Raw genomic sequence first — 21243 nt, forward strand, 5'->3', positions numbered from 1 at the left:
GGGGCGGCCTCAGGTGCGGACGACCACGGTCCCGGCGACCCGGTCGTGCAGGGAGCGGCCCCGCCGGTCGCCGAGCGCCGCCATGGACTCGGCCAGGGTGAAGACGTGCCCCAGGCCCGGCACCGACTGGGGCAGCCCGAAGAACGCGGAACGGCCCAGCGCCTGACCCTGGCTGAGCCTGCCCCCGTCGGCGGCGCTGACCACCTTGATCCCGACCATCATCTTGCCGAGCGTGCGGCCCCAGGTGACCAGGTACAGCCAGTCGTAGAAGAACAGCAGCAGGCCCCAGCCGAACACGAACAGCAGGGCCCACAGGGTGCCCTCGGCGTCGGTGGTCTCGCTGTTGCCGACCAGGGCCACCGTCACGAAGGCCATGATGACGAAGAACGCCACGGCGGCGACGACCACGAGGACGTAGTCGATGGCGCGTGCGGCCAGGCGGCGGCCGAAGGCGGCCGTCTCCGGACCGGCGGGCGGGGGCACGCCCTGCCCCGGCGGCGTACCCGGTCCCGGAAAGCCCTGCGGCGGCGGGGCGGGGACGGGCGGGCCCCACCCGGGGCCGGGCGGGGGAGTGCCCTGGCCCGGAGCGGGCCCCCATCCCCCGTTCGGAGGCGGGTACGCGCCGGGGTGGGGGTCCTTGGGGTTCCAGTAGGGGGAGGACATGGCGGCGGAGTTCCTCGGTTCGTCGGTGGGATGGCCTGCGGAAGCCGGTACGCGGGGGCTTGGGGACTACGACGCGAAAGGCCTCCGAAGGGATCCCTTCGGAGGCCTTCGATCGGGGAGTGGGCGCGTCCGCGGCGGGGCGTCCCGCGCGGGGACACCGCCCAAAGCGGCGGGGGCGGCGCGGCGCCGCCCCCGGTCCGGTCCGCTGGGTGTGCTACATGCCGGTGTAGGGAACGGCGTCGATGATCTCGACTCCCAGGCTCTTGTTGTTGGGGAGCTGGTAGCTGACCTTCTCCCCCACGCGCCTGCCGTTGATGGCGGCTCCCAGAGGCGACTTCGGGGAGTACACGTCGATCGGAGCGCCGCTCTCCTCGCGGGAGGCGAGCAGGAAGGTGACCTCGTCATCGTCCCCGTCGAACTTGACGGTGACGGTCATGCCGGGGCCGACCACGCCCTCGGTACGGGGCGCCTCGCCGACCCGCGCGGTGCGCAGGATCTCGGTGAGCTGGAGGATACGGGCCTCCATCTTGCCCTGTTCCTCCTTGGCGGCGTGGTAGCCGCCGTTCTCCTTGAGGTCGCCCTCCTCCCGGGCCGCCTCGATCTTCTCCGCGATCTCGATGCGCCCACTCCCCGACAGGTGGTCCAGCTCCGACTTGAGCCGGTTGTACGCCTCCTGGGTGAGCCAGGTGACGTTGTCATCGCGGGTCTGGGTCACGGGAACTCCTTGTGTACTAGTAGCAGAGGCCACCAGGCGGCCTGAGCTGAACTTACGAGAATATCACCGTGCGTCGTGGCACACGGATACTCGTGTTTCGCCGGTGCTGTCGGGACCGGTCGGAAGGGGCTCGGTGGATCAGTCCTGTGAACCTTGTTCCCTGCACGAGGCCACTTCTACCGTGGCAGCCTGACGAAGCGTCTCAACGGTCGTGGTGACCGTACGGTTCCCGGCCCCGACGTCGCTGTCGGCCTGGCCCACCTCGACGAGCTTCTCGTCCAACGCCACGATCAGGCACTCGGCACCGTTCCTGCTGTTCACCTCGTACACGATGGTCGCCTCGTCGGGCGTGGGTGCCGAATACGACACCACCTGGTGGTACACGCCGCCGCCCAGACCGCTGTAGTTCATCACGGAGTAGCCCCAGCCGACCGCGCTCAGCACCGCGAACACGGCGGCGATGACGAAGAAGACCGGCCCGTTGCCATGGCGCTTGCGCAGCGCGGGAGCGGTGGGGTCCGGGGAGTCGGCCGCGCTGTCGGCCGCGGTGTCGGCACTGTTCACGGCGTCTTCTTCCGGGGTCGGCTGCATCGGGAATCTCCGAACAAGGGGACGGTGTTGTCTAAGATATCCCCGACCTGACAGCCTCCCCACGCGGCCCGTGCGTGAGTCGTCCGATCCGGGCACCGGGGAGCCGGACGGCCGCGCCCCCGCGTCCGGCCACTAGTCAAGGAGAACCCTTCGTTGTCCGAGCGCCTGCGGCTTATGGCCGTTCATGCCCACCCCGATGACGAGTCCAGCAAGGGCGCGGCCACCATGGCGCGCTACGTGGACGAGGGCGTCGACGTGCTGGTCGTCACCATGACCGGCGGCGAACGCGGCGACATCCTCAACCCCGCCATGGAGCGTCCCGAGATCCGAGAGAACATCGCCCAGGTCCGCCGAGAGGAGATGGACCGCGCGAGGGAGATCCTGGGCATCCAGCAGGAGTTCGCCGGTTTCGTCGACTCCGGCCTGCCCGAGGGCGACCCGCTGCCGCCCCTGCCGGAGGGCAGCTTCGCCACCCTGCCGGTCGAGGAGGGCGCCGCACCCCTCGTGGCGTCCATGCGCCGGTTCCGCCCGCACGTCGTCCTCACCTACGACGAGAACGGCGGCTACCCCCACCCGGACCACATCATGACCCACAAGGTGTCGGTGCACGCCTTCGACACCGCGGGCGACCCCGACGCCTACCCGGACGCGGGCGAGCCCTGGCAGCCGCTCAAGCTGTACTACTTCGTGTCCTTCCCGCCGGAGCGGTTCGAGGCCCTGGCCGACATACTGGCCTCGCGCGGCATGGAGAACCCCTTCGAGGAGTGGATGGCGCGGCTCAAGGACCGCGACCGCCCCCGCTGGGAGATCACCACGCGCGTGCACTGCAGCGAGTACCTCGAGGTCGCCGACGAGGCCCTCAAGGCGCACGCCACCCAGGTGGACCCCAACGGGTTCTGGTTCGCGGTGCCCAACGAGGTCGTGGCGGAGGCCTGGCCGACCGAGGACTACCACCTGGTGCGCTCGATGGTGGACACCGAGGTCCCTGAGAAGGACCTCTTCGCGGGTGTCCGAGAAGCAGTGAGAGTATGAGCGGTATGAACACCCTTCTCACGTCCGCGACGGTGCTGGCGAGCGACTTCGAACTCGACAGCGACACCGTGACACCCGGTGTGCTGGGCTTCCTCGTCGTCTTCGCGATCGGCGTCGGGCTGTACTTCCTCATGCGCAGCCTCATGGGCAAGCTCCGCGCCCTGCCCAAGGACGACGACTTCTCGGCGGGGGCCGGCGCCCCCGCCGACGGGGCCTCCGCCGCGCAGGCCTCCGAGGACGCCTCCTCCGAGGACACCGCCCCGCGGACCTGAGCGACCGTTCCCGCCCTGACCCAGCGGGAACGGGCCGTTTCCCCGCTCCGGACGGCAGACGTTCCCCGCCTTCGGGTGGCAGAGTTGGAACATGTCCAACCGCTTGAGCGACGCGACCAGCCCGTACCTGTTGCAGCACGCCGACAACCCCGTGGAGTGGTGGCCCTGGGGTGAGGAGGCCTTCGCCGAGGCGCGCCGGCGCGACGTGCCCGTGCTCGTCTCCATCGGCTACTCGGCCTGCCACTGGTGCCACGTGATGGCCCACGAGTCCTTCGAGGACGAGGCGACCGCGGCCCGGATGAACGACCTGTTCGTCAACGTCAAGGTGGACCGCGAGGAGCGTCCCGACGTCGACGCGGTCTACATGGAGGCCACCCAGGCCATGACCGGCCAGGGCGGGTGGCCCATGACCGTGTTCGCCACCCCCGACGGCGCCCCGTTCTACTGCGGTACCTACTTCCCGCGCGACCACTTCCAGCGCCTGCTGGAGGGTGTGGCCAACGCCTGGCGGGAGCAGCGCACCGAGCTGCTCGACCAGGGAAAGAGGGTGGTGGACGCGCTCAGCGCTCCGCGCACCCTGGCCGCCGCGCCGCCGCCCTCCGCCGCACAGCTCGACCTGGCCGTCCAGGCGCTGGTGCGCGACTACGACCGCGACCACGGCGGCTTCGGAACGGCACCCAAGTTCCCGCCGTCGATGCTGCTGTCCTTTCTCACCGCGCAGGACGAGCGCACCAGGGGCCACCAGACCGCCGACGAGCCCACCCCGGCCGGGGCGATGGCCTTCGGAACCGCGCTGGCGATGGCCCGGGGCGGCATCTACGACCAGCTCGGCGGCGGGTTCGCGCGCTACTCGGTGGACCAGGAGTGGGTCGTGCCCCACTTCGAGAAGATGCTCTACGACAACGCGCTGCTGCTGCGCGCCTACACGCGCATGGCCCGCCGTCCCCCGGGCCCGGGCGTCACCGAGGGCGACACGCACGCCCTGCTGCGCCGGGTGGCCGGGGAGACCGCGGACTGGATGCTGCGCGACCTGCGCACGCCCGAGGGCGGTTTCGCCTCGGCGCTGGACGCCGACAGCGAGGGCGCGGAGGGCACCTACTACGTGTGGACCCCCGACCAGCTGCGGGAGGTCCTCGACAGGGAGGACGCGGCCTTCGCGGCCGAGGTGTTCCGTGTCACGGAGGAGGGCACCTTCGAGCACGGGTCCTCGGTGCTCCAGTTGCCCGAACCGCCCTCCGACCCCTGGCGCCACGAGCGGGTCCGCGAGGCGCTGTTCAACGCCCGCCAGGAGCGGGTCGCCCCCGCCCGCGACGACAAGGTCGTGGCCGCGTGGAACGGCCTGGCGGTCGCGGCCCTGGCCGAGGCCGGGATCCTGCTGGAGCGCCCCGACCTGGTGGAGGCCGCCCGCGGGGCCGCGGACCTGCTCCTTCGCGTGCACCTGCGGGACGGGCGCCTGGCCCGCACCTCGCGGGACGGCCGGCCGGGCACCAGCGCCGGGGTGCTGGAGGACTACGCCGACGTCGCGGAGGGGCTGCTCGTCCTGCACGGGGCGACCGGGGAGCCGCGGTACGCCCACGAGGCCGGACGCCTGCTGGACGCCGTCCTGGAGCACTTCGGAGACGGGGCCGGCGGGTTCTACGACACCGCAGACGACGCCGAGAAGCTGTTCAACCGCCCGCAGGACCCCACCGACAACGTCACGCCGTCCGGGCGGTCGGCGGCGGCGTCCGCCCTGCTCGCCCACGCCGCGCTGACCGGCTCCGAGCGCCACCGCGCCGCCGCGGAGGAGGCTTTGTCGCCGGTGGCGCTGCTGGCGGAGAAGGCCCCCCGGTTCGCCGGATGGAGCCTGGCCACCGGCGAGGCGCTCCTGACCGGTCCGCGCGCCGTCGCGGTGGTGGGGGACCCCGAGGACCCCCGGACCGGTGAACTGGTGCGCACCGCGCTGGCCTGGGCGCCGCTGGGCACCGTGCTGTCCCGGGGCGACGGCCGCGACGACGGCGGGGTACCGCTGCTGCGCGACCGCGTGCGGGTCGACGGGCGGCCGACCGCCTACGTGTGCGAGGGCTTCGTCTGCAAGCTCCCGGTCACCTCGCCCGAGGACCTGCGGGAGCAGCTGCTGGGCTGAGGGCCCGTGCCGGGACCGAGCCCGGCGCCCGCGGACGGTGGGATCCGGCGGCCGCCGAAGACGGGGTCCGGGCCCCGGAGGCGGCCGTACACGGAGCACCCGCCGTGTACGGCCGCCCCGCCGTGGCCCGCCGTCTCAGCGCCGGGGCTCCAGGACGTCGCGCAGCACGGCGGCGAAGCCCTCGGGGTCGTCGGTGAAGCCGCCGTGGCCGCCGGGGAAGGTGACCGGCGCGGTGCCGAGCAGGTCGGCCAGCGCCGCGGAGGCGCGGGAGGTGGTCAGGGGCCCGGAGTCCGCGCCGACGCCGACCACGATCCGGGCCGGACCGTCGCGGAGGGCTGCGGCGTCGGGCACGTACCCGGTGGTGTGCCGCAGTTCGTGGCCGAAGAAGCGGGCACTGTCGGCGAGCATCTGCTTCGAGGGCTCCTCGGCCGGGGCGTCCCCGCCCTCCTCCGTCGGGAACCCGGCGTCGGCCATGAACCTGGCCCAGGCCGCGGCCACGCCCTCCCGGTGGTAGGTCGCGATGACGTCCTCCGTCGCCGCGCGCTGTTCGGCGGCGTCGGGCAGCAGTTCCATCAGGGGCGGCTCGTGCGCGACGGCCGTGCGGACCCGGCCGGGGTGGCGCTGGGCCAGCGCCAGCGCGGTCACCGCCCCGCCGCTGGAGCCCAGTACGTCGGCGGAGCCCGCGCCGAGTGCGTCCAGGAGCGCGGCGACGTCGTCGGCGCGCAACTCGGGGGTGGAGTCCTGTTCCGGGTCGTTCAGGGGGCTGCGGGAGATGCCCCGGGGATCGTGGGTGAGCACGGTGCGGTCCCGCGCGAGCAGGTCGGCCACGGGGGCGAACTCCCCCGCGCCCATGGGCGCGCCCGTGAGTACGAGGACGGGCCCCTGGCCACGGACCTCGTAGTACAGCGTTCCGTCGGGTCTCTCCAGGGTGTGCGTGCTCGCCATGGTCGCTGTTCCTCCTCGTGCGCGCCCCTTCAGAACAGGGGCCTCACCACGAACGGACTCCGGCGGGAGCGCGAACTCATCGGCCCCGCCGGGAAAAGGAGGACGAAGGGAGAAGAGGGAGGCGGTGACCGTGAGGCCTCCTCAGCCCACGGCCGTACCGCCGATGATCTCGTTCACCAGGTCGGGCCGGTACCCCGGCTGGCGGACCTCCAGGTACACGGTCCCCGAAACGCCCGGCCGGTGTACGGCGGCGCTGCTGAACGACCCGTGGCCGCCGCACTCGGGCCATTCCCACACCGTGCCCTCCCAGGCGCCGGTGTCCACCTCGCGCTTTTCCGGCTCGGTCCCGCACGGATCGCCGCCGGTCCTGCCCAGGTCGCGGTCGCCCGGCACCACCGTCGCGTACACCCCGTAGGACCGAGCGTCGGCGGAGTACCACCCGTCGGCGTCGGTGGCCACCAGCAGCCCGTCCCCGGTCCCGCCCGACGCCGGATGCGCCTCCCGGCCGGTGTGGAACTCGCGGGCCCACACCGACGGCACCTGTACGCGGATCTGCTGGTCGGCGTCGTAGCGCACCGGGACCAGGGACAGCCCCGGGCTGCCGGCCGAGGCCGTGACGGTGACCACCAGCGCGGCGAGGGAGACCAGCAGAGCCGCCGTCCGCTGCCACGGCATCCGGTACCGCTGCCACCACGGCACCGCCTTGGGCAGATCGGGCGCCATACGAATGGTCCTGACCCGGTCGGTGAAGGTTTTGGCGTCCGCTGGACGGCTTTCCCGGTCCACCGAAAGTGCCGACAGAATGAGTTCGTCGAGTTCCGGGGGCAGGCCTGGCCGGATCCGGCCAGGGGGAATCCTCACCGGCGGGCGCGACGGCGGGCGGCCGGTGATGAGTTCGTAGGCGACCGCGCCCAGCGAGTACACGTCGGAGCGAACGTCCAGATCACCGCCGGGAATGCTCTGCTCCGGGGACATGTAGCCGGGTGTCCCGGCCGCCGCCGTGAACCCCGAGGCCTCGTCGATCGACTTGGCGAACCCCAGGTCCGCCACCAGCACCCGCTGACCCACCGGTGACGACTGGAGCAGTACGTTGGACGGCTTGATGTCACGGTGGATCGTGCCGTGGTTGTGCAGCACGGTGATGCCCTGGCCGATCTCGGTCAGCAGCCGCAGCGCCTCGTCCAGGGGCAGTTGACCTCGTTGGACGAGGTCTGCGACGCTTCCCTGGTCGGCGTAGGTCATCACCATGTAGGGCCGCCCGTCGGGCAGCACGTCCACGTCGTGCACCGCCACCAGCCAGGTGGAGTCGGTCTGGCGCAGGATGCGCGCCTCCTCCAGGAAGCGGTGCTGGATGTCCATCTGGTGCGCCCAGTTCTCGGCGAGTACCTTGATGGCCACCGGATAGTTGAGCAGGTCGTCCTGCGCCAGCCAGACCGTGGCGAAGGAGCCGGACCCAAGGCGCCGAATGACGCGGTAACGTCCGAAGGCCTCCGGTTGGCTCATTTCCGCCTCGGTCTGTCAGGAGTGAGTACGCGGTCGTTGCCCACTAATACACCATCTGTACCTTCACATTGCCTACCGTCTATATGATCCCCTCACCGGATGGTGCCGAGGCCCTCGGCCGTGGAGACTGGAGAAGACCCGACGTGTTCCGCGCCGCGTGAACGGTCGCGAGGAAATGTGATTTTCGTGAGGGCGGAGCCGGACGGGGACCGTAGGCGTCCCATACACGTGTGACCCTCGAAACAGACGGGCGCACACGCGTCCGAAGCGGACGGCCGGACGTCTGCCGTCAGTCAGGGAGAGACCAGCCATGCGCAGTAGTGACCACGCAGACCACGAGGAGACGACCCCCACGCCCCGGCGCCGGGTGGCCGGCAGCGTCGACGAGGAGCTGGAGGAGCTCGCGCGCCGGGCCAAGGCCGGCGACGCCGCCGCCCTGGACGCCCTGCTCCGGCGGATCCAGCCCGAGGTGCTGCGCCGGTGCTCGCGCTTCCTGCCCTACCGCCAGGACGCCGAGGAGGCGTGCCAGGACGCGCTGCTGCGCGTGGCCCGCAAGATCGACAGCTTCAAGGGCGACTCCCTGTTCACCACCTGGCTGTACACGGTGGTGTCCAACTCCGCCCGGCAGACCTACCGCTCGATGAAGCGCCGTTCGGCCGAGTTCCCCACCGAGGCCGAGCGCATGCCCCACCAGAGCGACCCCCGCACCACCAGCGTCATCGCCGGCTCCCGCATCGACCTGCTGGAGGCCCTGGACCAGCTGGAGAAGGACCGCCCCAACCTGGTGGCCCCGCTGGTCCTGCGCGACCTGTGCCAGATGGACTACAACGAGATCGCCTCCGAGCTCAACCTGGCCCTGGGCACCGTCAAGTCCCGTATCCACCAGGGGCGCAAGCATGTGCGCAAGTCCCTGGCTGTGACGTAGCCCCAGCGGGCGAACTACGCTGGAGGTATCCCCGCCGGCACACCCTTTCCAACGGTGTGCCGTCCCTGATCCAGCTCTGAGAGGTTTCGCCCATGGGGCTTCGTGACCCCCTGTACTGGCTGTACGAGCGGCGTCTTGAACGCAGGCTGACCAGCCAGGAGATCCCCCGCCACGTCGGAGTGGCCATGGACGGCAACCGGCGCTGGGCCAAGAGCAGCGGCCTCCAGGCGGCAGAGCAGGGCCACCAGGCCGGTGCGAACAAGATCTTCGAGCTGCTGCGCTGGTGCGACGAGGTGGGGGTGCAGGTGGTCACCCTCTGGATGCTGTCCACCGACAACCTCACCCGCGACGAGTCCGAGCTGGGTCCGCTGGTGCGCATCATCGAGCAGACCATCGCCCGGCTGCGTGAGGAGGGGTGGAACACGCGCCCCGTCGGAGCGCTCGACGTGCTGCCCGCCTCCACCGCCCGCGAGCTCAAGGAGGCGGAGGCGGCCACATCCGGCAACCCCGGGCTGGTTGTCAACGTCGCCGTCGGGTATGGAGGTAGACGTGAGATCGCTGATGCGGTTCGGTCCCTCCTCCACGAGGAGGCGGCCAAGGGCACCGGTATCCAGGAGCTGGCCGAGCGCCTGGACATCGAGGACATCGCACGGCATCTCTACACGCGCGGTCAGCCCGACCCCGACCTGCTCATCCGCACGTCGGGGGAGCAGCGCCTGTCCGGTTTCATGCTGTGGCAGAGCGTGCACTCGGAGTTCTACTTCTGCGAGGTCTTCTGGCCTGCCTTCCGCAGAGTGGACTTCCTGCGCGCACTGCGCTCGTACGGCGCGCGCAACCGCCGCTACGGATCCTGATCCCCGGGTCCTTCCGACGACCGCTCCCTTAACGCGGAGTTCACCGCGCGGAGGGGGAGGTCCCTTGGAAACGGGAGCATGGACGCGTAGCGTCGGACGTAGCGGGTGGCGTTCGCCCACCCGTTCGGGAGGCCCCGGCTCATTGATCTCCTCCGCCCTCGCGGAACGTCAACGAGGAGGGCCGGACCCGGCCCTCGCGGGCCAGGTCCCGGTCCTCCATGATCCCGTGACAGTAGGGCGCCCCAGTGGTGCCCAAGGGGAGAACGAGTGGCTAGTTCCTCTACCGATCACCGTGACACCCAGTCCCCCGCCGACCCCCGCACGGAGGTAGGAGAGGGTGGGCGCGTCCACGTGCTCGACACCAGCGTCCTGCTCGCCGACCCTCAGGCCATGAGCCGGTTCGCCGAGCACGAGGTCGTCATCCCCGTGGTGGTGATCACCGAGCTGGAGAGCAAGCGTCACCACCCGGAGCTCGGATACTTCGCACGCAACGCGCTGCGCCGCCTCGACGACCTCCGTGCCGTCCACGGCCGCCTGGACGTCCCGGTACCGGTGAACGACCAGGGCGGAACGCTGCGTGTGGAGCTCAACCACAGCGATCCGGGGATCCTGCCGGCGGGCTTCCGGCTCGGCGACAACGACACCCGGATCCTCACGGTGGCCCGCAACCTCCAGGAGGAGGGCGCGGACGTCGTTCTGGTGAGCAAGGATCTGCCGATGCGGATCAAGGCGTCCTCGATCGGCCTGGCCGCCGACGAGTACCGCGCCGAGCTGGCCATCGAGCACGGCTGGACGGGCATGGCGGAACTGGACGTGCCCGCCCACCAGATCGGAGAGCTGTTCACGAGCGGCGAGAGCGACATCGAGGAGGCCCGCGATTTCCCCTGCCACACCGGCCTGGTGCTGGTGTCCGAGCGCGGCAAGGCGCTGGGCCGCGTCCAGCCCGACAAGTCGGTGAAGCTGGTGCGCGGTGACCGCGACGTGTTCGGCCTGCACGGCCGCAGCGCCGAGCAGCGCATCGCCCTGGACCTGCTCACCGACCCCGAGGTGGGCATCGTGTCCCTAGGCGGGCGCGCGGGCACCGGCAAGTCGGCCCTGGCCCTGTGCGCCGGCCTGGAGGCCGTCCTGGAGCGCCGCCAGTACCGCAAGGTGATGGTGTTCCGGCCGCTGTACGCGGTCGGCGGCCAGGAACTGGGCTACCTGCCCGGGACCGAGAACGACAAGATGACCCCCTGGGGCCAGGCGGTGCACGACACCCTGTCCGCGGTGACCAGCGAGGACGTCATCGAGGAGATCATGGACCGGGGGATGCTGGAGGTCCTGCCGCTCACGCACATCCGGGGCCGCTCGCTGCACGACGCGTTCGTGATCGTGGACGAGGCCCAGTCCCTGGAACGCAACGTGCTGCTCACGGTGCTGTCCCGCCTGGGCGAGAACTCGCGGGTGGTGCTCACCCACGACATCGCCCAGCGCGACAACCTGCGCGTGGGCCGCCACGACGGCGTGGTCGCGGTGATCGAGAAGCTCAAGGGGCATCCCCTGTTCGCGCACGTCACCCTGACCCGGTCCGAGCGGTCGCCGATCGCCGCCCTGGTCACCGAGATGCTGGAGAACTAGCCGAAGGACCAGCCCGTTCGGCGGTCGGGCCCGCCCCGGTGGATCCGGGGCGGGCCCTTCCGCTGTCCACGGGCCGACGGGGCGGGTCCGTACCGTCGGCCCGGAGCCTCACGGGGCCCACGGGCGCCGTCGGGATGTCGGTGGGGAGCGCGTCACCAGGTGCCGGGCAAGCCGTGGGCCGACCCGGGCGGCCTCACCGCGAACACCGGGTGAACGAACCGGGCACGAGGCCGCAACCGCATATCGAAGCACTCGGTCACGGAACCTTCGCACCGTCTCCGAAGTCTGTCCACGTGGTATGTCACCGCACACTCAGGAGGCCGCGATGCGGCAGGTAAGACGTAAGCCCGCCATCGGAGTGGCTCTGGGCGCGCTGCCCCTGGTCCTGGCCACCGGATGCTCGTTCAGCTTCGGCGGCCCCGGCTCCGTGGACGCCGATCAGGTCGCCCAGCGGTCGAGCGAGATGCTGGCCGAGCAGATCGGCCAGGCCCCGGACGAGTTCACCTGCCCCGAGGACCTGCCCGCGGAGGTGGGCGCCGAGGTCCGCTGCGAGCTCACCCACGGCGGTGAGAGCCTCGGCGTGACCGTCACGACGACCTCGGTCGACGGTGACAACGTCCAGTGGGACGTCCAGGTCGACGAAACCCCGGCCGGCGACACCGCCGCCGAGGACGACACCGCCGCCGAAGAGGGCGGCGCGGCCCAGGACGACGCCGCCGAGGAGACCGCGGCCGCCGACAACGCCACCGCCGTGGCGAGCGACGGCCAGGTTTCCGCCACGGAGGTCGTCGAGCAGTCGACCGCAGCGCTGCAGGCGGCCGGCCGCTCCCCGCAGAACTTCGCCTGCACCTCCTCACACCTTCGCGCGGAGGTGGGAGCCGAGATGAGTTGCAACTTCTTCGAGGACGGCGTTCTGCACAACGTCACCGTCGCGACGACCTCGGTCGACGGCGGCACTGTCACGTGGGACATCCGGGTCGACGAGTCCCAGTAGCGCCGACGGTACCGTCCGGGGCCCCTCCCCCGGGGCCGGGACCGACGGTCCGGGGGCAAAGGTTTCGGACAACGGCGTTCCCCCGCCAAGAGCGCGGCGGCGGGCCCCTCAACGGTGAGGCCGGCCCGAGCCGGCCCCGCCTACTGCGCCGTGCCGTCCAGCAACCAGCGGGTCACCGCCACCTCCAGCAGGGCGCGGGTGTCCGCGGTTCCCGGGAACGGTGTGCGGATGTCGTAGCCGTACCTCTCCCGGAAGGCCCCGACCACGTCCTCGGGGAAGCCCTCCGCGCGCACCGTGACCCGGCCCTCGGCCACCACGGGCGCGTCGCCGTCCTCCAGGGCCAGGGACACCCGGGGGTCGGCGGCCGCGTTGCGGGCCTTGACCGACCCGGCGCCCACACTGATCCACCAGCGGTCGCGGAGGTGGGCGAACCACACGGGCGTGACGTGCGGCGAGCCGTCGCGGCGCAGGGTGCACAGCCACACGTTCCGGTCGGTGCGCAGCCGGTCGGAGACGCTGTCGGGCACGGGCGCGGGCGCGGGCGCGGGTGCCGGGGTGCTTGTGTCGGGCACGGCGATCCCTCCTGATTCTCGGTCCTCGGACGGGCCGATTCTGCGGCCTCAACCGCTGTTGGGGTCAAGCCCCCGCCCGCCGGCTCAGCGCATGCCCATCACCAGCCGGCCCAGGCGCCGCAGCCGTTCCAGGCTCGCCTCGTAGCGGGCGCCGATCACCAGCAGCAGCACGCCCGCGACGGCGAAGGGCAGCCAGTTCGGCACCAGCCGGGTCAGGTCCCACAACGGCGGTCCGAACGCCCGCAGCGATGTCGCCACCAGCACCAGTCCGCCCAGCACCAGCGCCGCCTGGAGCTGCCGTCGCAGACCCCACACGACCACGGCCAGCCCCAGCACGAGCACGGCGGGCACCCTCCACACCATGTCTCCGTCCAGCAGCACCAACACCACCGTGGGCAGGAACAGCAGCATCAGCCCACCGCCGTAGGCCGCCCAGCTCGACGGGGCCTCGGCCGCCTTGCGGCTCCACTCCCAGCCGACGGCCAGCGCGGCGAGGGCGGGCGGCACCGTGTACGCCTCGGGCGCGGCCACGTTCCACGCCGCCAGCACCGTCCACAGCGCGGCGAACATCAGCAGGGTCCCCACCAGCGCGGACCAGCGCCGGTTCGGCCGCACGGCGGTTGCCAGCGCGACCACGCCGACCACCGCCAGCGCCAGCGCGACCAGTTCCGGCCGAGCCCCCGCCGACACGGTGACGACCAGCGCCACCACCGCCCACAGGCACGCCGGGACCTCCGCCGCCAGGACCAGCGGACCGCGCAGCCTCGGCGCCGCCACGGCCACGGCGGCGACCATCGCGATCGGGGCCAGGGCCGCGTACTCCACGGGTGCCCCCAGCAGCAGCGGCAGGGCCAGGGCGAACGCCCCCGTCGCCGCCGTGGCCACCGCCGTGGCGCCGACCATCGGGACGGTGGTCCGCGCCAGCGCGGCCGCCACGGCGCCGACCACCGCGACCGCCATCAGGGCGCCGGTGTTCGCGTGCTCCTGCGCGAGCGCCCAGCTCAGCCCCAGCACCAGGGTGAGGAGCCCGGTCGCCCCCGCCAGCCGTCCGACCCACCGGTCCCGGGCCAGCGCCGACCACAGGACCAGGGCCGAGCCCACCGCGAACGCCCACACCAGCGCGGCGAGGAAGGGCGCGTCCAGGACCACCGGCAGGGGGGCCAGAGCGGGTGGCGCGACGAGGGCGGCCGTGTGCGGTGCCCACCGCCGGGCCAGCAGCGCGGCCACTCCCGCGGCCAGCAGCCCGGACACCAGTACCCCGACCGCCACGGCGACGGCCGCCGGCGGCGGTCCGGCCAGGCCGAGGAAGGCGTGCGCGGACTCCGTCAGGGCCGACGGGGGAGCCGAGGCCGGGGGACGGGCCCGGGAGAACAGCGCCAGAGCGGGCAGCGTGCGCGGTCCCACCACCAGCGGAACGCAGGCCAGCAGCAGCATGCCGACCACGGTGAACGGTGACACCACCGGAGCCGGACGGGGCCCCGCCGGAGCGGGCGCCGACGCGTCGGGGACCCACGGGCACGGCACCTGGCCGAGCACCGTCGAGGCCGACGCGACCAGGAGCAGGGCCGCGCCCAGGAGCCACCAGGACACCGGATCGGCGACGGCGTCCGCGGCGAAGGTGGAGGCGAGGGCCACGAGACCGGTGGACAGGGCGAGCGCGCCCAGCGCCAGCGTCACGGCGTACACCAGCGGTACCGGCCCCCCGGTCCGCCGGAGGCCCAGGCGGCGCAGCACCAGGGACTCGGCCTGCGCGGTCGCGGCCACCAGCATGAGCGCGACCAGGGTCGTGTACCACTCGGGCAGCGCCCAGAGCAGCCCCAGCACCAGGGTGAGCAGTCCCGAGACCGCCGGGACCCGGCCGGACCCGTGCCGGGCGGCGGGCGCGGCGCCCAGCACCAGGGCCGCGCCCACCAGGACCGTCCACACCACCGCCACCACGTACGGCATCCCCAGGATCAGCGGCAGCGGAACCAGCGCGGTCGGTACGGCGAGCGCGACGGCGGCCGCCGTCCGGCGCCGGTCGAGCAGACGGACCAGCGCCACCGCGGCGGCACCGGCCGCGAGCACCCCGGCCGCCGTGCCGACCGCCGCCGCGGCGTCCGCCTGCGCCGAAAGCCCCAGGACCGGGTACGCGGGCTCCCACATCGCCGACACGGGCTCCGACCACGGTTCGACACGGGGGAGGAGCGGCAGGCCGGGACCCTGGGCGCGCCCGGCCAGCAGCGGTGCGGTCGCCAGCAGGAGCAGGCCGAGGAGGGTGAACAGCGTCCGCGGGTCGGGCGCGGAGCGGTCCGCCGGAGCGGAGGGGGCGGGTACCCGGCCGAGTACCAGCGCGGTCGCCCCGGCCAGCAGGCCCGCGCCGGCGACCAGCCACCACGCCGGGGGCGGCACCGCCTCCGAGATCACGAGCCCCAGCAGGAGGAACGCTCCGGTCAGCAGGGCCAGTGACCACAGGAGCAGCCCCGCCCCGTACAGCACCGTCGCGGGGGCCTCCCCAGGAGCGGTGCGTCGGTACAGCAGAACGGCCACCAGCGCGGTCGCGCCCAGGAACAGCAGTGCCCCCAGGGAGGTGTACCGGTCCGGGAGCGACCACAGCAGACCGGTGACCAGGGTCAGGACTCCGGTGGCCGCAGGAACCCAGGCCGTGCGGTGGCGCGGCAGCAGGGCCGTGCCCAGCACCAGGGCGGCGCCGACCAGCAGCGCCCACACGGTCGCCACCACGTGCGGTAGCCCCAGCAGCAGCGGGAACGCCAGCAGCGTCGGCGGGGCGACCAGGGCGGCGGCGGGCACGAGTGCGTCGCGGCGCAGCAGGGCCGCCGTGCCCAGGGCCAGGGCGGCGCCGACCAGGACGGTGGCCAGGAGGGCCGGGCCGTGGGCCTGCCCGGTCGTCGGACCGTACAGGCCCAGCACCTGGAGCACGGGATCGGTCGCGGCGGAGGGGCCGCCGTGCCACGGGGCCGCGGGCACCCGGGGCAGTACGGGCAGGTGGGAGGGGCCGGCGGCCAGCGGCGCCATGCCCAGGGCCAGGAGCGCGGTGACCGTGTGGGCGGCCTTCCCGGCGGCGGTGGCCGCGAGCGGGCGGCGGGCGAGCAGCAGACCGGTCGCGCCCGACAGCAGCAGGGCGGCGGTCAGGGCCCAACGGATCCGCGGAACGTCGGATCCGGGTCCGGCGAGGACCAGCACGGCCGTCAGGAGCAGTGTGGCGATCCACAGTACGGCCGCGGTGGTGCGGAGGGTGCGCACGGGACGGCCCGGGCGGGGGTCGCCGAGCCGCCGGGCCACGAGCAGGTCGCCGAGCGCGGTCGCCGCGAGGGCGGGCAGCGCCCAGAACCACACCGTCCCGAAGGGAAGGGAGAACACCAGCAGGACCGGGACCGGCTGGCACATCAGGGCGGCGATGACGCGCGGGGACCGCAGCGGAACGAGCACCGGATAGAGCGCCGTCAGCGCACCGATGGCGGCCAGCGCCCCGGCCGTGTAGCCGGGCCCGCCTCCGAGCCGGTCGGACATCAGCAGCCACAGGGCGAGGGCGTCGACGCACAGCAGCGCGGCCGCCAGGCAGCCGAAGGTCTCGGCGGTGGCCCTCAGGCCGCGCCGGTGCAGGGGAAGGGCCAGGGCGGCGAAGGCCGCGGTGGTGATCCCGAGGACCCCGGCGCGGGCGCCGGTGCCCATGTCGCTCCACGTCCAGATGGCGAAGACCAGGGCGGCGATGCCGACGAGCAGGCCGCCCAGTCCGAGGATGATGTTCTGCGCGGAGCGCCGGGTGACCTCCCCTGCCGACGGAGCCGCCGCGGGGTGCGCGGGGGAGTGCGCCGCCCCTGCCCGCAGGTGCTCGGGGGCGGCGGGCACCGGGCCCGGGGGCCGCTGTTCCCGCCCACCGGCCGCCTCGGCCGTGCCGTGGGCGTGGACCGCACCGGGAGCTCCGGGTGCACCGACGGCGCGGACCGCGGCCGGGGCGTCCGCGCGGGAGGCGGCCCGTGCCGACTCCTCGCGCAGGAGCCCCACCACGGCGGCGCGTTCACCGTGCAGCTGCTGCCTGCGGCCGTCGAGCAGCGCGATCTCGGAGTCGATCCGCCACAGGCGCTGGGCCGTGTCGCCGACGAGGAGGAGTCCGCACCGCGGGCAGCTCCGGGGCCGGACGGGCAGTGGGGCATGGCAGTCCGGACACCTGGGTTCGGGCCCCGCGGGAGAGGGTGGGGATCCGTGGACGTTCATGGCGCCATCCTCGTCTCCCGGCGGGGCCGCGCACATCCGTACGGGTACTCAGGAGCTCCCCCGTTCGGTGGGACTCGTCTCCTCTCCGGGCCCCGAGACCCTTGCCACACCCCCGAAGCGCCTTGACCCTCCTTTGACTCTGCGTGTCGAAGGCCAGGTCAAAGGCTCACATTTCAGGTGCATTCCGTAATGTGAGCCAAGGCACAGTAAAACTGGTGTTACTTCATCGTGACGATGGTGCAGTCTGAACCCGCTGCACACACATCCCCTCCCACGTGATGCGACCCGCGTCGCGGTCGGTCGAACGGCAGGTCCGTCCCACCGCGCACACCATCCCGGGCCACGTGGTCAGCAGCGGCGAAGCACAACACACGAACACCCCGTGGGGCACGTGTGCGTCTACGCGAAAGGGCGATCTTGCTACTCAATCTGATCTCACTGCGCCATGCGGGTGCCGTCGGCGCCGCGGCCCTCGTCGCCGGAGGTACGTTCGCGGTCGCCGCGACCTCGTCGAGCGGCGCGGTCGACGCCGGGCGGCTGACCTCCGCCGCGGTGGCCCCCGGGCAGGCGGCCGCACCCGAGAAGCCCGCCGGGGGAGGCGACGGCGGAGGCGCCGAGGACTTCTTCGCCGCGCAGCCCGACGGCGGCGACCAGGAGGCCCAGCGCGAGGAGAACCGGGAGCTGGCCGCGGCGGCGGTCGAGGGGGCCCTCCAGTCCGCCAGCGGGGAGGGCAGCGAGATCCCCGAGCCCGAACCCGAGCCCGAGCCCGAGGCCGAGACCGGCTCCTCCGGCGGTTCCGACTCCTCCGGCGGGGCCTCGACCGCGTCGGCCCCCTCAGGGTCCGCCAAGGAGATCGCCCTCCAGATGGTCCTCGACGAGGGCTGGGCCGCCAGTGAGTTCCACGACTGCCTCGAACCCCTGTGGGAGAAGGAGAGCAACTGGAACCACACCGCGGAGAACCCCAGCTCGGGCGCCTACGGTATTCCGCAGTCCCTGCCCGGCAGCAAGATGGCCTCCCACGGTGACGACTGGCGGACCAACCCCGCCACCCAGATCGCCTGGGGCATCGACTACATCAAGGGCCGCTACGGCAACCCGTGCGGAGCCTGGTCCCACTCCCAGGCCAACAACTGGTATTAATAAGGCTTTCCCTGCCCATGACCCCCTCTTGGGAAAGGCAATCGTGCTACTCAACCGAATGTCGCTGCGCAGCACGGCAGCGGTCGGTGCGGCGACCCTCGTCGCGGGTGCGGCCTTCGCCGTCTCCGCTTTCGCGGACGACGACGTCGCCCCGGACATGGCGGCCAGCGCCGCCACGCCGGACACCGAGGAATCCGCCGGCACCGGGGACGGCGAGGCAGCCGACACCGCCGTCGGCGAGAACGAGTTCTTCTCCGAGGCGTTGAGCCCGGAAGAGATCCAGAGCCTGCGCGAGCAGGCCCGGGAACAGCGTGAGGCGGCTCTCGGCGCCGGGGTCCAGACGGCCCAGGTCGAGGGGAGCGACATCGAGGAGGAGAAGGAGGAAGAGGAGGCCCCCGTCTTCTCCGGGGACCCCAAGGGCATCGCCCTGGAGATGGTCCTGGCCGAGGGCTGGGGCGAGAGCCAGTTCCACGACTGCCTCGAACCCCTGTGGGAGAAGGAGAGCGGCTGGAACCCCCTGGCGGAGAACCCCAGTTCGGGCGCCTACGGCATCCCGCAGTCCTACCCCGGTGAGAAGATGGCCTCCCACGGTGACGACTGGCGGACCAACCCCGCCACCCAGATCGCCTGGGGCATCGACTACATCAAGGGCCGCTACGGCGACCCGTGCGGAGCCTGGGCCCAGTCCCAAGCCACCGGCGCGTACTGAGCCGGGCTCGTCCACAGCCCCTACCACCGGCGCCCCGTACGGGGTTGACCGGAGGACAGGGGCCCGCCGGATCCGCCGGCCGCGTGCTGCTCCGCGTCCCGGCGGCGGGACGCGCGCTCCCCGGCCGCCCGGCCACCGGACCGACACGGCCCCCGCGATCTGGCGGGGGCCGTTCTCCGTCGGCGGGCGCACGTGCGCCCGCCCGCGCTCAGAGGTGCGGGACGAACGTCTCGATGACGTCCTCGTGCAGGTCCTCGTAGTAGTCGGCGTCCCCGCGCGGCACGTTCACACTGACCAGGTAGAACACCCGGCTGCCCTCGTGGTCCATGCTGATCGCGTAGGCCCAGAAGCGCCGCTCCGGGGTGGCCCAGGTGTCGTTGGTGAGGTCGGCCTCCACCAGCGCGACGTCCCAGCCCTCCCCGAAGTCGTCCTCGTCGAAGTCCTCCAGCTCCAACTGCGTGAAGCCGGTCGTGACGTCGCCGGAGACGTCGGTGCCGCCCTTGGTCTCCCGGAGGTAGTCGGCGCTCGTCCCGGTGAACTCCTCCTCGGTCCACCCGGTCACCCACACCTGGTGGTTGCCGCCGGGCGCGACGAACACCGCCAGGGTGTTGTCGATCTGGCTGTCGTCCACCTGCCACCCCGCCGGGTACTCCACGGTGAACCACGTCGAGTCGAAGGTCGCCAAGTCGTCGTAGGACGGCGGTTCCCCGTCGTCCCCGCCGCCCCCCTCGCCGCCGTCCTGTCCGCCGTCGCCCTCCTGGCCCTCCCCGCCGCTCTGCCCGGCGTTGCCGTTCCCCGCGTTGGCCTCCCCGCCCGCGGAGGACTCGGTCGGAGGAGCCTGGCTCGCGGGCGGATCGGCCAGTGTGGTGGGACCGCCGGGCTCCTGGCCCGAGCGCACGGCCACCACGGCCACGACCGTGGCGATGAGCAGCAGCGCCACCACACCCGCTCCCGCACCGAGCAGGACCTTGGTGCCCCCCGAGCCCGGCCGCGCGTTCCCGCCCGCGGGGAGCGGACCGTGTCCCATGCCGGGGCCACCGGGACCGCCAGGGCCGCCGTAGCCTCCGGCGTGCATCGGCTGGTGCTGGTAGGGCGGCGCCGACCGGTGCCCGGGACCGTACGGGAGCGGCGCCGACGGGTTCATCGGACCGTTGGGCCCACTCGGACCGTTCGGACCTGCGGCTCCACCGGGGCCGCCGGGTCCCGCGTGCCCTGGGGGAGGGCCCTGCGGCAGCGGGGTCCGTGTCACGGGGAGGCCGCCGGGCGGCCCGCCGAACGCGGAGTGCCCGCCGCCCGGCGCGTGGTGGGCGTTCTGCGGACCGCTGCCGCCCCCGGACCCGCCGTTCGAGCCGCCGCGCTCGCGCAGCAGGGCCAACGCCCCGTCCACGGTGAGCCGCCGGTCCGGATCGCGCTCCAGCAGCCCCGTGATGACCGGTCTCAGCCATCCGGCGCGCGTCATGGGCGGCAGCGGCGCGGAGATCACCGCCGCGATCGCCGCCGTGAGGCTGTCCCGGTGGAACGGGGACACGCCCTCCACGGCCGCGAGCAGGGTCACGCCGATACTCCACAGGTCGCCCCGGTGGTCGGCGGGAGCGCCCTCCAGCCTCTCCGGCGGCATGTACTCGGGGGAGCCGACCAGCGCGCCGGTACGGGTGATGCTCGGCCCGCCCTCCACCGTGGCGATGCCGAAGTCGGTGAGGACCACCCGGCCGTCCAGGGACATCATGATGTTGCCGGGCTTGATGTCCCTGTGCAGGACCCCGGCGGAGTTCGCCGCCTGCACCGCCTTGAGCAGGGACTCCGCGATCTCCGCGACGGCGTCCACCGGCAGGGCGCCCAGCTCGTCGAGCCGCTCCTGGAGGGACCCGCCCTCGATCAGCTCCATGACCACCCAGGGGTCGCCCCCGTGCTCGAAGACGTCGTGGACGGTGATCACCGTGGGGTGGTTGATCCGCGCGGCCGACCGCGCCTCGCGCCGGACCCGGCCGTGCGCGTCGGCGCGCTCGGAGTCGGTGAAGTGGTCGGGGAGGAGCACCTGCTTGATCGCCACGACGCGGTCCAGGGACGAGTCGAGGGCCTCCCAGACCACGCCCATACCGCCGCGCCCGAGTTCGCGGCGCAGGACGTAACGGTCCGCGACGATGCGTTCACTGCCGCTGTTGCTCGACATGTACTGCCCTCTCGAAAGGCGGGCTTCCCGGTGCTCTTTCCAAGAATGTCGGATGCCTCCCGTGCGCGGAAGGTTCCCGGAGCGGGGACCGGAACCGGCCTTCCCCGCGCCCTTCCCGCCCCGGCAAAGGGACACCCCGCGTACGTGCGCGGGGTGTCCCTCGAACCGCCGGCCGCGGGCGGTCGGCGCCTGGACCTTCGT

17 protein-coding genes are annotated in these 21243 nt (G+C 72.9%); 9 read left to right on the plus strand and 8 right to left on the minus strand.

Going from position 1 to position 21243, the window contains the following annotated elements:
- Positions 1-9: 9 nt before the first annotated feature.
- From A6A08_RS21480 to A6A08_RS21490, 3 genes are all read right to left on the minus strand, one after another.
- Positions 10-663: an RDD family protein gene (locus A6A08_RS21480; protein ID WP_073704445.1), complete on the minus strand. Its 654-nt coding sequence runs from the start codon at positions 661-663 to the stop codon at positions 10-12.
- A 214-nt stretch (positions 664-877) separates the two neighbouring features.
- A complete protein-coding gene (gene greA, locus A6A08_RS21485; RefSeq protein WP_073704446.1) occupies positions 878-1378 on the minus strand; it encodes a transcription elongation factor GreA in 501 nt (166 codons plus the stop codon).
- Positions 1379-1516: 138 nt separating this feature from the next.
- Positions 1517-1969 (minus strand): DUF4307 domain-containing protein, encoded by a 453-nt coding sequence (locus tag A6A08_RS21490; protein WP_073704447.1) that lies wholly within the window; start codon positions 1967-1969, stop codon positions 1517-1519.
- A 153-nt stretch (positions 1970-2122) separates the two neighbouring features.
- Here A6A08_RS21490 and mca point away from each other — a divergent pair, with 153 nt between their 5' ends.
- The 3 genes from mca (at position 2123) to A6A08_RS21505 (ending at position 5398) form a co-directional block, all read left to right on the plus strand.
- Complete coding sequence (gene mca / locus A6A08_RS21495; protein ID WP_073704448.1) at positions 2123-3001, plus strand: mycothiol conjugate amidase Mca; 879 nt, start codon at positions 2123-2125, stop codon at positions 2999-3001.
- 5 nt (positions 3002-3006) lie between these two features.
- A complete protein-coding gene (locus A6A08_RS21500) occupies positions 3007-3273 on the plus strand; it encodes a hypothetical protein (protein WP_073704449.1) in 267 nt (88 codons plus the stop codon).
- Between the two features lie 91 nt (positions 3274-3364).
- Positions 3365-5398 carry a thioredoxin domain-containing protein gene (locus A6A08_RS21505; protein WP_073704450.1) on the plus strand — a complete coding sequence of 678 codons (2034 nt, stop codon included), beginning with the start codon at positions 3365-3367 and terminating at the stop codon, positions 5396-5398.
- 135 nt (positions 5399-5533) lie between these two features.
- Here A6A08_RS21505 and A6A08_RS21510 read toward each other — a convergent pair whose 3' ends face one another.
- Both A6A08_RS21510 and A6A08_RS21515 read right to left on the minus strand, forming a co-directional pair.
- On the minus strand, positions 5534-6343 hold the full coding sequence (locus A6A08_RS21510; protein WP_073704451.1) for an alpha/beta fold hydrolase: 810 nt from the start codon (positions 6341-6343) through the stop codon (positions 5534-5536).
- A gap of 141 nt (positions 6344-6484) precedes the next feature.
- Positions 6485-7846, minus strand: coding sequence for a serine/threonine-protein kinase (locus tag A6A08_RS21515; RefSeq protein WP_073704452.1), 1362 nt, complete (start codon positions 7844-7846; stop codon positions 6485-6487).
- Positions 7847-8156: 310 nt separating this feature from the next.
- Between A6A08_RS21515 and A6A08_RS21520 the strand changes: the two genes are divergently transcribed.
- The 4 genes from A6A08_RS21520 (at position 8157) to A6A08_RS21535 (ending at position 12236) form a co-directional block, all read left to right on the plus strand.
- Complete coding sequence (locus tag A6A08_RS21520; RefSeq protein WP_073704453.1) at positions 8157-8771, plus strand: RNA polymerase sigma factor; 615 nt, start codon at positions 8157-8159, stop codon at positions 8769-8771.
- A gap of 92 nt (positions 8772-8863) precedes the next feature.
- Positions 8864-9625 carry an isoprenyl transferase gene (locus A6A08_RS21525; protein ID WP_073704454.1) on the plus strand — a complete coding sequence of 254 codons (762 nt, stop codon included), beginning with the start codon at positions 8864-8866 and terminating at the stop codon, positions 9623-9625.
- A gap of 267 nt (positions 9626-9892) precedes the next feature.
- Entirely contained in the window at positions 9893-11242 is a 1350-nt protein-coding gene (locus A6A08_RS21530) for a PhoH family protein (RefSeq protein ID WP_073704455.1), read from the plus strand.
- Positions 11243-11567: 325 nt separating this feature from the next.
- The gene (locus A6A08_RS21535) at positions 11568-12236 is read left to right on the plus strand and encodes a DUF4333 domain-containing protein (RefSeq protein ID WP_073704456.1); all 669 of its coding nucleotides are present in this window, start codon (positions 11568-11570) and stop codon (positions 12234-12236) included.
- Positions 12237-12376: 140 nt separating this feature from the next.
- On the opposite strand, the gene A6A08_RS21540 is transcribed toward A6A08_RS21535, so the two are convergent.
- Positions 12377-12808, minus strand: a complete 432-nt coding sequence (locus tag A6A08_RS21540; protein ID WP_073704457.1) for a pyridoxamine 5'-phosphate oxidase family protein — start codon at positions 12806-12808, stop codon at positions 12377-12379.
- 84 nt (positions 12809-12892) lie between these two features.
- Positions 12893-17023 (minus strand): zinc ribbon domain-containing protein, encoded by a 4131-nt coding sequence (locus tag A6A08_RS21545; protein WP_073704458.1) that lies wholly within the window; start codon positions 17021-17023, stop codon positions 12893-12895.
- Between the two features lie 417 nt (positions 17024-17440).
- Between A6A08_RS21545 and A6A08_RS21550 the strand changes: the two genes are divergently transcribed.
- The gene (locus tag A6A08_RS21550) at positions 17441-18163 is read left to right on the plus strand and encodes a lytic transglycosylase domain-containing protein (protein ID WP_073704459.1); all 723 of its coding nucleotides are present in this window, start codon (positions 17441-17443) and stop codon (positions 18161-18163) included.
- Positions 18164-18206: 43 nt separating this feature from the next.
- Positions 18207-18872 (plus strand): transglycosylase SLT domain-containing protein, encoded by a 666-nt coding sequence (locus A6A08_RS21555; RefSeq protein WP_073704460.1) that lies wholly within the window; start codon positions 18207-18209, stop codon positions 18870-18872.
- A 208-nt stretch (positions 18873-19080) separates the two neighbouring features.
- Here the strand turns inward: A6A08_RS21555 and A6A08_RS21560 are convergent, their stop codons facing one another.
- Complete coding sequence (locus A6A08_RS21560; protein ID WP_073704461.1) at positions 19081-21042, minus strand: serine/threonine-protein kinase; 1962 nt, start codon at positions 21040-21042, stop codon at positions 19081-19083.
- Positions 21043-21243 lie beyond the last annotated feature (201 nt).

It is taken from the genome of Nocardiopsis sp. TSRI0078, assembly GCF_001905145.1.
GTDB lineage: Bacteria > Actinomycetota > Actinomycetes > Streptosporangiales > Streptosporangiaceae > Nocardiopsis.

Bases quoted from the DNA above. Each gene is read 5' to 3' on its own strand.
- A6A08_RS21525 (WP_073704454.1), top strand. From the start codon at position 8,864: ATGGGGCTTCGTGACCCCCTGTACTGGCTGTACGAGCGGCGTCTTGAA.
- A6A08_RS21545 (WP_073704458.1), bottom strand. From the start codon at position 17,023: ATGAACGTCCACGGATCCCCACCCTCTCCCGCGGGGCCCGAACCCAGG.
- A6A08_RS21560 (WP_073704461.1), bottom strand. From the start codon at position 21,042: ATGTCGAGCAACAGCGGCAGTGAACGCATCGTCGCGGACCGTTACGTC.
- A6A08_RS21490 (WP_073704447.1), bottom strand. From the start codon at position 1,969: ATGCAGCCGACCCCGGAAGAAGACGCCGTGAACAGTGCCGACACCGCG.
- A6A08_RS21520 (WP_073704453.1), top strand. From the start codon at position 8,157: ATGCGCAGTAGTGACCACGCAGACCACGAGGAGACGACCCCCACGCCC.
- A6A08_RS21515 (WP_073704452.1), bottom strand. From the start codon at position 7,846: ATGAGCCAACCGGAGGCCTTCGGACGTTACCGCGTCATTCGGCGCCTT.
- A6A08_RS21500 (WP_073704449.1), top strand. From the start codon at position 3,007: ATGAACACCCTTCTCACGTCCGCGACGGTGCTGGCGAGCGACTTCGAA.
- A6A08_RS21505 (WP_073704450.1), top strand. From the start codon at position 3,365: ATGTCCAACCGCTTGAGCGACGCGACCAGCCCGTACCTGTTGCAGCAC.
- A6A08_RS21510 (WP_073704451.1), bottom strand. From the start codon at position 6,343: ATGGCGAGCACGCACACCCTGGAGAGACCCGACGGAACGCTGTACTAC.
- A6A08_RS21480 (WP_073704445.1), bottom strand. From the start codon at position 663: ATGTCCTCCCCCTACTGGAACCCCAAGGACCCCCACCCCGGCGCGTAC.
- A6A08_RS21535 (WP_073704456.1), top strand. From the start codon at position 11,568: ATGCGGCAGGTAAGACGTAAGCCCGCCATCGGAGTGGCTCTGGGCGCG.